Annotated in this window: 8 protein-coding genes and 1 CRISPR repeat array; all 8 genes read left to right on the top strand. The window is 68.8% G+C overall.

Annotated features, from left to right (window positions below; all coding sequences use genetic code 11):
- Positions 1 to 560 precede the first annotated feature (560 nt).
- From cas3 to cas2e, 8 genes are read left to right on the top strand one after another with little or no spacing between them, the layout of a single operon-like run.
- Complete coding sequence (cas3, locus tag ACFVYR_RS37565; protein WP_384263341.1) at positions 561 to 3362, top strand: CRISPR-associated helicase Cas3'; 2802 nt, start codon at positions 561 to 563, stop codon at positions 3360 to 3362.
- Positions 3355 to 5055 (top strand): type I-E CRISPR-associated protein Cse1/CasA, encoded by a 1701-nt coding sequence (gene casA, locus ACFVYR_RS37560; RefSeq protein ID WP_384263338.1) that lies wholly within the window; start codon positions 3355 to 3357, stop codon positions 5053 to 5055. Before cas3 ends, casA begins: the two co-directional genes overlap by 8 nt.
- Positions 5052 to 5738 (top strand): type I-E CRISPR-associated protein Cse2/CasB, encoded by a 687-nt coding sequence (gene casB / locus ACFVYR_RS37555; RefSeq protein WP_384263335.1) that lies wholly within the window; start codon positions 5052 to 5054, stop codon positions 5736 to 5738. Before casA ends, casB begins: the two co-directional genes overlap by 4 nt.
- Complete coding sequence (gene cas7e / locus ACFVYR_RS37550) at positions 5735 to 6928, top strand: type I-E CRISPR-associated protein Cas7/Cse4/CasC (protein WP_384263333.1); 1194 nt, start codon at positions 5735 to 5737, stop codon at positions 6926 to 6928. Before casB ends, cas7e begins: the two co-directional genes overlap by 4 nt.
- Positions 6925 to 7671: a type I-E CRISPR-associated protein Cas5/CasD gene (gene cas5e, locus ACFVYR_RS37545; protein ID WP_384263331.1), complete on the top strand. Its 747-nt coding sequence runs from the start codon at positions 6925 to 6927 to the stop codon at positions 7669 to 7671. The genes cas7e and cas5e overlap by 4 nt, the downstream gene beginning before the upstream one ends.
- Positions 7671 to 8459 carry a type I-E CRISPR-associated protein Cas6/Cse3/CasE gene (gene cas6e / locus ACFVYR_RS37540; RefSeq protein WP_384263328.1) on the top strand — a complete coding sequence of 263 codons (789 nt, stop codon included), beginning with the start codon at positions 7671 to 7673 and terminating at the stop codon, positions 8457 to 8459. Before cas5e ends, cas6e begins: the two co-directional genes overlap by 1 nt.
- 4 nt (positions 8460 to 8463) lie before the next feature.
- The gene (cas1e, locus tag ACFVYR_RS37535; RefSeq protein ID WP_384263326.1) at positions 8464 to 9447 is read left to right on the top strand and encodes a type I-E CRISPR-associated endonuclease Cas1e; all 984 of its coding nucleotides are present in this window, start codon (positions 8464 to 8466) and stop codon (positions 9445 to 9447) included.
- Positions 9444 to 9794, top strand: a complete 351-nt coding sequence (gene cas2e / locus ACFVYR_RS37530) for a type I-E CRISPR-associated endoribonuclease Cas2e (protein ID WP_384263323.1) — start codon at positions 9444 to 9446, stop codon at positions 9792 to 9794. The genes cas1e and cas2e overlap by 4 nt, the downstream gene beginning before the upstream one ends.
- A gap of 87 nt (positions 9795 to 9881) precedes the next feature.
- Positions 9882 to 10704: direct repeats of the CRISPR family, unit length 29 nt; unit sequence GTGCTCCCCGCGCCCGCGGGGATGGCCCC.
- Between the last annotated feature and the right edge of the window lie 440 nt (positions 10705 to 11144).

Below are 11144 nucleotides of genomic sequence, written 5' to 3'. Positions count from 1 at the left end.
CAGCGACGGGACCATCCCCGCGGGCGCGGGGAGCACACTCCGTGGCCTGCGGATTTGTGACTGCCGGGAGCTGGTTTCGAGCAGTTTCACTGATTTCGGCCCACAGATAGAGCGGGACCATCCCCGCGGGCGCGGGGAGCACCCGTCTGGCGCGGGACCAGATCGGGCAGCGACGGGACCATCCCCGCGGGCGCGGGGAGCACACTCCGTGGCCTGCGGATTTGTGACTGCCGGGAGCTGGTTTCGAGCAGTTTCACTGATTCGGACATAAGGGTCATAAGGTTGCTTGGGTGGTGGATACCCGTTCATCGAGTGTTCGCGATACCGGATGGTGCGTAGTGCTGTGAGCCGGGGCCCGCATTTTCCTTGATCTGTTCGTACAGAAGTGCGCTTTCTCCATTTCGCTGCCTTGGCTTCAGGTTTGGCTGTATGTCTCTGCCATGACCGTTGAGAGGGAGTCGTCCTATACGGGGCTAGGGGGCCGGCTTGTGGGGCCGGTGCGTTCTGTGTGGGCCAAGCACGACCGGGACACCGAGGGGTGGCTACCTCTGTGGCGGCACATGGAAGATAGCGCGGCGGTGGCCGGGTTGCTGTGGGATGAGTGGCTGCCCGCGAACGTTCGGACGTTGGTGGCTGAGGCTTTGCCAGGTGCGGCGGAGGAGGGCCGGTCGCTGATGGTGTGGCTGGCGGCTGTGCATGACATAGGGAAGGCCACGCCGGCCTTCGCGTGTCAGGTCGATCAACTCGCTGACGTGATGCGGGGGCAGGGCCTGGAGATGAAGACCCGCAGGCAGTTCGGGGTCGCTCGGGCGATGGCTGCGCACGCGCTGGCGGGGCAGGTGCTGCTGAGCGAATGGCTGGAGGAGCGGCACGGCTGGTCGGCCCGGCAGAGCGGGCAGTTCGCTGTCGTTACGGGTGGCCACCATGGGGTGCCGCCGGAGCACGGACAGCTCAATGATCTTTATGACCGGCCGTATCTGCTGCGGACGCCGGGGGCGAGTGGAGAGCTGTGGCGGCGAGTGCAGGAGGAGTTGCTCGACGCGTGTGTCGAGGAGTACGGCGTGAGGGAGCGGCTACGCGTCTGGCGGACGGTGCGGTTGTCGCAACCTGTGCAGGTGCTGCTCACTGCAGTGGTGATCGTCGCTGACTGGATCGCCAGCAACCCGGATCTGTTCCCGTATTTCCCGCAGGAGACCCGTACCGGTGAGGAACGGGTCGCCGCGGCCTGGCGTGGGCTGCGGTTGCCTGCTCCGTGGCGGGCCGAGGAGCCTTCCGGAAAGGCGCGGGCGGTGGTCGCGTCGCGTTTCGATCTGCCGCCGGGGGCGAGTGTCAGGCCGGTGCAGGAGGCCGCGGTCCGGTTGGCTCGTGAGATGCCCTCGCCTGGTCTGATGATCGTTGAGGCTCCGATGGGAGAGGGGAAGACGGAGGCCGCGCTCGCGGTCGCTGAGATCTTCGCGGCCCGTTCAGGTGCAGGCGGGGTGTTCTTTGCTCTGCCCACGATGGCTACGGGGAACGCGATGTTCCCCCGGCTGCTGAAGTGGATCGGCCGGCTGCCCTCGCAGGAAGGCGCCAGGCGGTCCGTGCTGCTCGCGCATTCCAAGGCCGCTCTCAACGACGACTATGCCGAGTTGATGCGCAGCGGTCGGCAGCAGATCGCTGCCGTTGATGTGGACGGCGAGGTGGGGCGGTGGCGGCCCTCGGATGTGAAGCGGTTGGCTCCGGCCGAGTTGATCGCTCATGCGTGGCTACGGGGGCGGAAGAAGGCCATGCTGTCGTCGTTCGTTGCAGGGACGGTGGATCAGTTGCTGTTCGCCGGGCTCAAGAGCCGGCATCTGGCGTTGCGTCACCTTGCGGTCGCGGGGAAGGTCGTGGTGATCGACGAGGCGCACGCCTATGACACGTATATGAGTGTCTATCTGGACCGGGTGCTGTCGTGGCTGGGGGCTTACCGGGTGCCGGTGGTGGTGCTGTCCGCGACGCTGCCCTCGGATCGTCGCCGTCAGCTCGCAGAAGCCTATGCCGGAGCCTGTGGTGCCTCCGGTGGTGAGGCAGGTGGTTTTGAGGAGGTGGCCCGGGCCACCTCCTATCCGCTGCTGACTGCCGTGGTGCCCGCTCAGGTTCCGATCGTCGAGGGGAGTGCTGCCTCGTCCCGGAGTTGCGATGTCCATCTGGAACGGCTCGAGGACGACCAGGGTGTTCTGGCCGGCCGGCTGGTGGCCGAACTGGAGGGCGGCGGCTGTGTCCTGGTCATACGCAACACGGTCAGGCGGGTGCTGGAGACCGCCCGGGCGCTGCATGCGTATTTTGGTGAACAGGCCGTGACTGTCGCTCATTCGAGTTTCGTCGATGTGGACCGGGCGGCGAAGGACGCCGGTCTCCTCGCCCGGTTCGGGCCGCCGGAGAAGGCGGGCGGGCAGCGTCCGGCGGGACCGCACATCGTGGTCGCCAGCCAGGTCGCCGAGCAGTCGCTCGACGTCGACTTCGACTTGCTCGTCACCGACTTGTGCCCCGTCGACCTGATGCTCCAGAGGATAGGTCGCCTGCACCGTCACCGGCGCGGCCCGGGGCAGGCGGAGCGTCCTGCGCGGCTGCGTGAGGCTCGCTGCCTGGTCACCGGTGTCGACTGGAACGGGGAGGTGCCTGTACCGGTAGGGGGGTCGGTCGCCGTGTACGGGGCGTATGCGCTGCTGCGCTCCGCTGCCGTCCTGCTGCCCCACCTGGAGGGCCCGCGGCGGCCTGTGCGGCTGCCCGGGGACATCAGCCCGCTGGTCCAGGGCGCGTATGCCGAAGGTCCTGTGGGCCCCGCAGCCTGGTCCGATGCGATGACCGCGGCGTGGGAGCGTCACGAGAAGCACCGTGCGGAGCAGGCCGGGCGGGCGGAGGTGTTCCGGCTGGATGCGGTGGGACGCCCGGGCCGGCCACTCATCGGGTGGGTCGCGGCGGGCGTGGGAGATGCGGACGATACCCGAGCCGGCCGGGCGCAGGTCCGTGACAGCAAGGAGAGCCTGGAGGTGGTGGTCGTGCAGCGGCGTGCCGACGGGTCGCTGGCCACACTGCCCTGGCTCGCAAAGGGCCAGGGAGGGCTGGAACTGCCCACCGACCGGCCTCCGACGGCGGCTGCAGCGCGGGCCGCGGCCAGTTGCGGGCTGCGGTTGCCCCTTCAGTTCTCGCATGGCGAGGTCATGGACCGCGCGATCGCCGAACTGGAGGAGCTGTACGTACCGGCCTGGCAGGGGAAGGACAGTCATTGGCTGGCCGGTCAGCTGATTTTGGCGCTCGACGCCGATTGTCAGACCTCTCTGGCAGGCTTCTCACTCCGCTACAGCCAGAGTGACGGCCTTGAGGTGAGCAGCAGTGACTGAATCCGAGGAACTGGGCGCGTTAGCAAAGGTGTTGACGTTCGACCTGACCAGCCGTCCCTGGATCCCGGTGCTGGACGAGGACGGCGCCCAGGACGAACTGTCACTTCGTGACGTGTTCGCCCGAGCGGGTGAACTCCGCGGCGTTGTAGGGGATTTACCCACACAGGAATTCGCCTTGGTGCGTCTCCTGCTCGCGGTGGCCCACGACGCGCTTCAGGGCCCACGCGACACGGAGCACTGGGTGCAGTTGTGGGCCGACGAGGACTGTTTCGCGCCGGTCGCGGCCTATCTCGACGGACACCGCGAGCGGTTCGACCTGCTGCACCCGCGCACACCGTTCTTCCAGGTCGCACAGTTGCGCACCGTCCGCGACGAGGTCTTCTCACTCAACCGGATCGTCGCGGATGTTCCCAACGGGGAGCCGTTCTTCAGCTCCCGCATGCCGGCCGTCGAGCGGCTCAGCTTCGCCGAGGCGGCCCGCTGGGTCGTGCACGCGCACGCCTATGACACCTCCGGTATCAAGACCGGGATTGACGGCGATGGCCGGGTCAAGGGCGGCAAGGTGTACCCGCTCGGGGTCGGCTGGGCGGGGGCGCTCGGCGGGGTCCTGGCCGAGGGCGAGACACTGCGCCAGACCCTGCTGTTGAATCTGGTCGCCGCCGACACCAGCGGCGTGCGGTTTTCCCGCGAGGACGCTCCGGCCTGGCGTCACAAGCCGTGCGGGCCCGGTCCCTCGGGCCGAACACGTCCTGCTGGCGTGCGCGACCTGTACACCTGGCAGACCCGCCGGCTGCGCCTGCGGTTCGACTCGGACGGCGCATACGGCGTCGTCCTCGGTTACGGCGATCCGCTCGCCCCGCACAACATGCAGGGGGCCGAGCCGATGACCGCATGGCGCAGGAGCCCGGCCCAGGAGAAAAAGCGCGGTGAACCGGTCGTGTACCTGCCCAGGGAGCACGATCCGGACCGGTCCACCTGGCGGGGTATCGAAGCCCTGGTGGTGGGACGGGCCGAGGCGGCACAGGGCAGTGAGGCCGCCAAAGTGCTGCGGCCGGGAATCCTGGAATGGATCGCACGGCTGGTGACGGAGGGAGAGCTGCCCCGCGGCTTTTTGATCCGGGCGCGCGTTGTGGGGGCGGTCTATGGAACCCAGCAGTCGGTGATCGACGAAATCGTCGACGACCGGCTGGCCATGGCCGTGGTGTTGCTGCATCAACAGGACCGTGCCTATGCACGACAGGCCATCGACGCGGTCGGTGAGGCGGAGCGGGCGGTCACCGCTCTCGGTGATCTCGCCACGGATCTCGCTCGTGCGGCGGGCCGTGAGAGCGAAGGGCCCCGCTCGGCCGCCCGCAGCCTCGGCTTCGCCGCCCTGGAGGGCCCCTACCGCGTCTGGCTGCGTGACCTGGCCACCGCCGAAGACCCCGACGCCCATCGCACCCGCTGGCAGCAGGACACCTACCGGCACCTGCGGCAGCTGGGCGAACGGCTCATGAGCGAGGCGGGCAACGCCGCGTGGGAGGGCCGGGTGGTGGCGGCGAAGAAGGGCTCCGAGTGGCTCAACTCGGCGCTTGCCGAAAAGTGGTTCCTCATCCACCTCAGCAAGGCGCTCAGCGACCCCTACTCCTTTGACCGGGCGCCGGGCGACGGCTCCGCCCGGGGGCCCAACTGCTCTTCGGAGGTGCCCGCATGACCACCCTCGCCGAAACCGCCACCACTGCGCAGCGTGTCAGCGTGCTCACCAGTGACCTCATCGTCCCGCTGCAGAGGGGATATCTGGGCGACCAGTCCTACGCGGTGGGGGCCCTGGCCCGGTTGCGTCGAGGCGCGGGCAAGGACTTCTCCCAGGTGCCAGATCTGTGGGGGCTGGCCGATACCGGGGCCCTGCACGATGGGCCCGCCGCGGGCGGGCGGCCGCTGGACGAGGCCGAGCTGACCCGCGCCGAGGACGCGGTGCACGTGGCGCTCACCTTGTGGGCGCTGCACCAGCAGTCCCGCAGCACGGCCATGCACCGGGCCGGGTCGCGCACGGCGCCCAGGGGACTTGGTGGCGCTGTGCGCCAGTTGATGCCGGCGGGTGAGATCGCCGAGCCCGTCCGCAAGCGTTTTGTCCGCGTCGGCACCGCACCGGGCCTGCCCGTTGTGGCGCAGCGTCTGCGCGAGATCGTCGTGATGCTGCGGGGTGCGGACATCCCCCTGGACTACGCCCTCTTGGCAGGGCAGCTCTATGGCTGGCAGGAGCCCACCGGCCGCGAGGCCGTACGCCGGGCCTGGGGGCGCTCGTTCCACTCCTACCGGGCCCCACAGAAGAACGAGGCGGACGCCCCGGCTGCTTCTGATCACATCACTGACCCCACGGACAAGGACGCCTCGTGAACCGCATCTTTCTCGACGTGCACGCGCTGCAGACGGTGCCGCCCAGCAATCTCAACCGGGACGACACGGGCGCACCGAAGTCAGCCGTCTATGGCGGGGCACCCCGTGCTCGCGTGTCCAGCCAGGCGTGGAAGCGCGCCACCCGTACCTACTTCGGCCGGGAGCACCTTCTTAACCCGAGCGAACTGGGGGTACGGACGAAGAAGGTCGCCGAGGTCCTCGCCGCCCGCATCACCGGCCTGGACCCCGCACTCCAAGGCGCTGAGGCCCTCCAGATCGCCGCCGACGTGATCCACGGCGCTACCGGTTCCAAGATCGAGGCCCCCAAGAGGAAAGCCGAAGCCGCCAAGGACAGCGGGCCAGAGGCGGCGCCGGAGTCGAAGTACCTGATGTTCCTCAGCGCACGCCAGCTCGACGGTCTCGCCGCGCTGGCCGTCCAGGGCGCGGCCGACATCAAGACCTATCTCAAGGACAAGGACATCAAGGCGCGAGCCCGGGAGATCGCCGATACCCGGCACTCCGTCGACATCGCGCTGTTCGGCCGCATGGTCGCCGACTCCGCCGACTTCAATGTTGATGCTGCTGTCCAGGTCGCCCACGCCATCAGCGTGCACCGCGTCGACAACGAGTCCGACTACTACACGGCTGTGGACGACGAGAACACCGATGCGGAATCGGGTGCCGGCATGATCGGCACCGTCGACTTCAATTCCTCCACCCTCTACCGCTATGCAGCGCTCAGCGTCCATCAGCTCGCCAAGAACCTCGGGGAGGGCCTTCGTGAGGAGGAACCGCGCACCGCACCTGTGCGGCGCGCGGTCGAGGCGTTCGTACAGAGTTTCCTCGAGTCACTGCCGACCGGAAAGATCAATACGTTCGGGAACCACACCCTCCCCGACGCCGTGATCGTCAAACTGCGCACCACCCGGCCGATCAGCTACGTAGCCGCGTTCGAGGAACCCGTCACCGGGGAGAGCGGGTATCTGCGCCAGGCAGTGACCCGGCTCACGCAGTATGTCCCAGAGGTGGAACGCACCTATGGCGACGAGGAGTCCACCCTCTCCTGGGTTCTGCGGGTCGGCCCCGCCACCGAACAGCTCGGCGGTCTCGGCACGCAGATGCACCGGCTCAATGAACTGGTCGAGGCGGTCGGCCAGGCTGTCGCCGAGCACCTGGACAAGCCCGTATGAGCGTCCTGGTCCTCCGGCTGGCCGGCCCCCTGCAAGCCTGGGGGGCATCGGCCCGCTTCGTGCGCCGTACCACCGAGTCTGTCCCCACCAAGAGCGGCGTCATCGGCATGCTCGCCGCCGCCCAGGGCCTCGACCGCAGCGACGACGCCGGCCTTTCCCGCCTGGCATCCTTGCGCTTCGGTATCCGGGCCGACCAGCCGGGCACCCGTGTACGGGACTTCCAGACCGCCCAGCACGCTGTCACCGGCAAATCCATGCCGCTGTCCGAGCGCTTCTACCTCGCCGACGCCGTCTTCGTCGCGGTCCTCGAAGGAGACCGCGCCCTCCTGGAAGAACTCCACACTGCCCTGAGCACGCCCGTTCACCCTCTCTTCCTCGGCAGACGTTCCTGCCCGCCGGCCCTGCCGGTGGAGCTCGGCACCCGCGGCAGTTCCCTCCCGCAGGCCCTGCACGAGGAGCCCTGGCAGGCCGCCGACTGGTACCAGCGCCTGCACGGCAAGGAGCACACGGTGGTCCTGAACGTCCTGCGGGAGCCCGACCCCGGTGAACAGCGTGGGGACGTCCTGCGTGATCAGCCCCTCAGTTTCACCGCCGCGCACCGGCGCCACGCCCTGCGCCCCGTGGTCAGCACAACCGTGGAGGTACCCAACCCGCGTGCAGTGCTGGCTGTCCGCGCGCCGGCCGCCGCCCACCCGGTTCCGCACCACGATCCTTTCGACGCCGTGGAGGAGGAAACCCCCTGATGTATCTGACCCGCTTCCGTGTGAACACCGCACGGCCCGGAGCCCGCCGTCTGCTCTCCTCGCCGCAGTCGCTGCACGCGGCGGTCATGGCCTCCTTCCCCGGCCTGCTGCCCACCAGCACGGGCGACACGGAAGGGAGCAGAGTGCTGTGGCGCCTGGACCACAACGCCAAGGCCGAGGTCTTCCTCTACCTCGTGAGCCCCGCGCGCCCTGACCTGACCCACCTTGTGGAGCAGGCCGGCTGGCCGGCTGCCGCCCTTGATCCGGAGACCCCCGGCTGGCAGAGCCGCCCCTACGCGCCCTTCCTCGACCGCCTCGCCGCAGGTAGCGTCTGGGAGTTCCGGCTCACCGCCAACCCGGTGCACCAGATCCGGCGCAAAGCCGGCGAACCGACCAAACGCACCGCGCACCTCACCCCCGTCCACCAGCGAGGCTGGCTCCTCGACCCTCAACGCCAGGAGCGAGCGGGCTTCCGCGTCCTGGAGAAGCCACACGAGCGACGCTTACTGCCCGGCGGCACCACTCACCACAACCGCCCCCACCACGGAGACCGGTACGAGCTCGCCGTCCGTGACGAGCGCGCCCTGTCCTTCGCCAAGTCCCGTGACGACAGGTCACCGAATCACCGGGTGCACGTCGTGACGGTCACCTTCGACGGACGCCTCGTAGTCACCGACGCCGACGCCCTACGCCGCACCCTGACCCGGGGGCTGGGCAAGGCCAAGGCGTACGGCTGCGGGCTCATGACCCTCGCCCCTGTCCCGGCGCCTTCTGTATCTGGAGAGTGAGGAAGTGCCGACAGCCGGCAGGCGTGCCACCCTCACCCCACGCCACCTCGCCCGCACCGGTGAGCGGGTCTCCTTCATCTACCTGGAACGCTGCACCGTCCACCGCGATGCCAACGCCATCACCGTCCAGGATGCCGACGGCACCACCCACATTCCCTCCGCCACCATCGCCACCCTCCTGCTCGGCCCCGGCACCCGCATCACCCACCAGGCGATGAGTGTTCTCGGCGAGACCGGAGCGGCGGTCGCCTGGGTGGGCGAGCACGGCGTGCGCTTCTACGCCGGCGGCAGGGCCCTGAGCCGCTCAGCCGCACTTCTCGAGGCCCAGGCCACCCAATGGGCCAATGTGCGCAGCCGCCTCGCTGTCGCACGCGCCATGTACCGGCTGCGATTCCCTGACGAGGACCCGGACGGTCTGACCCGCCACCAGCTCCTGGGGCGTGAAGGCGACCGCGTCAAAGACTGCTACCGAGCCCAGGCAGCCCGCACCGGCGTTCGATGGCACGGCAGAAAGTACACCCCAGGCGACTTCAGCAGCGGTGACCCCGTCAACCAAGGCATTACCGCTGCAGCCCAGTGCATGTACGGCATAGCCCACGCCGTCGTCACCTCTCTCGGATGCAGCCCCGGCCTCGGATTCGTCCACGCCGGGCACGAACTCTCCTTCGTCCTGGACATCGCAGACCTCTACAAAACAGAGATCGGGATCCCGCTCGCCTTCGACATCGCAGCCGAGGGCCCCGAAGACGTGGGGCCCCGAACCCGCCGCGGCCTGCGCGACCGCATCAACGAGACCGGACTCCTCGATCGCTGCGTCAAGGACATCAAGTACCTGCTGCTGCCCGGCGCCCAGGCTGAGGAGGACGACCGGGCCGGCGAACAGGACCGCGTCACGCTCCAGAGCGACCAGGACCACCACGTAGCAGCCGGAGTGAACTACAGCTCCGAGGACGTGGCCACGGATGCGGACGAGGCGGTCATCTGGTGACTGTCATCGTCCTCACCACCTGCCCACCCGGACTCCGCGGATTCCTCACCCGCTGGCTCCTCGAAATCTCCGCAGGCGTCTTCATCGGCAACCCCTCCACCCGCGTCCGCGATGCCCTGTGGAACGAGGTGCAGCAATACGCGGGCCAGGGCCGCGCTCTGCTCGCCCACACCACCAACAACGAACAGGGTTTCACTTTCCGCACCCATGACCACGCTTGGCAGCCGGTCGACCACGAGGGCCTGACCCTCATCCGCCGCCCGAACACACAGCCGCCACCGACCGAAGCCACACCGAAGCCCGGCTGGAGCAAAGCCGCGCAGCGCCGACGATTCGGCAAAGGTTGACCTATCAATGCCTTTTGTTCCTTATGTCAGGTTCGGAGAAACTGTTCTGAAACGGCTCTGTCGGCTGACAAAACAGCAGGTCGAGCAGTGCTCCCCGCGCCCGCGGGGATGGCCCCGTGGCCGCCACGGTCTTCTCACGTGCCATCAGGTGCTCCCCGCGCCCGCGGGGATGGCCCCATCGCGACTCAGGGTAAGCGCTTTTCAAGATCGTGCTCCCCGCGCCCGCGGGGATGGCCCCGACGAGCACCCGGTGGGCGAGGCGGATCTTCTGTGCTCCCCGCGCCCGCGGGGATGGCCCCCTCGCCTGGTTGAAAGATCCAGGGAATCCGCAGTGCTCCCCGCGCCCGCGGGGATGGCCCCTCGGTGGTGAACCCGCCCTGCACGGGGCCGCCGTGCTCCCCGCGCGCCCGCGGGGATGGCCCCGTCTGCGGGTCCACCACCCGCACGTTCTGGAAGTGCTCCCCGCGTCCGCGGGGATGGCCCCATCGAGGGAAGGAAGACCCACATGTTCCGTCAGTGCTCCCCGCGCCCGCGGGGATGGCCCCCTCGCCCTGACCCTCCTCCACGGAGGCGAGCTGTGCTCCCCGCGCCCGCGGGGATGGCCCCCACCCGGACATCTGTGACTCAGTGCTTGAGGTGTGCTCCCCGCGCCGGCGGGGATGGCCCCGCAGCTGACGAAGAACCCGCGCAACATCACGAGTGGTCCCCGCACCCGCGGGGATGGTCCTTGCTCGGCCAGAGAGCGCACCGTATCGCCGGTGTGCTCCCCGCGCCGCGGGGACGGTCCCTTCACGCTCCGGGTACTGATCGGGGACGACGCGTGCTCCCCGCGCCCGCTGGGGTGGTCCCGACCGGACGAGGGTCGTGTTCCACGGCGTGAAGTGCTCCCCGCGCCCGCGGGGGATGGCCCCGACGCCAAGCGGCGGCGTGGGCGCCCGCGCAGGCCGAGCGATCAGCTGATGCATGCGTGTCGCGAACCGCCGTTGCCATGCCTTGTGTTCGAGGAGCTGAAGCAGCCGCGTGTACCGCCCGTCACGCTGCAGGGCGGGGATCCACTCGCGATCGATGACGCCCATGCTCGTCCTCCCCTTCGACGAAGCGCCGATGACGCGACGGCTCCGCGCCCCCAGCCAGCACCAAACCCTCGAAGATCAATCTGGTTGCCCGCGATATCGGACAGTCCTCCCCTAGTGCTGGGTTCCTCTTTGGTTGGGTATATGTCTTGTTGGCAGGGTAGGTGATGGTGCTCGGGGGCGGGTGCTGGGTGATGGTGTTACGGGCACGACCGGGGCGTGACAAGAACGAACGGGACGTCGTTCGCCGCTTGTCGCGGGCACGGAAGGCTCCGCG

Origin of the sequence: Streptomyces sp. NPDC058284 (genome assembly GCF_042881135.1) — a bacterium.
In the GTDB taxonomy this organism is placed as follows: Bacteria; Actinomycetota; Actinomycetes; order Streptomycetales; family Streptomycetaceae; genus Streptomyces.
Note: the sequence above shows the minus strand (reverse complement) of the source record. Positions and strands in the feature narration are given on the sequence as shown.

What these genes read in the sequence shown, in the direction of transcription:
- cas3 (WP_384263341.1), top strand. Translation starts at nt 561, where the DNA reads ATGGAAGATAGCGCGGCGGTGGCCGGGTTGCTGTGGGATGAGTGGCTG.
- casB (WP_384263335.1), top strand. Translation starts at nt 5,052, where the DNA reads ATGACCACCCTCGCCGAAACCGCCACCACTGCGCAGCGTGTCAGCGTG.
- cas5e (WP_384263331.1), top strand. Translation starts at nt 6,925, where the DNA reads ATGAGCGTCCTGGTCCTCCGGCTGGCCGGCCCCCTGCAAGCCTGGGGG.
- cas6e (WP_384263328.1), top strand. Translation starts at nt 7,671, where the DNA reads ATGTATCTGACCCGCTTCCGTGTGAACACCGCACGGCCCGGAGCCCGC.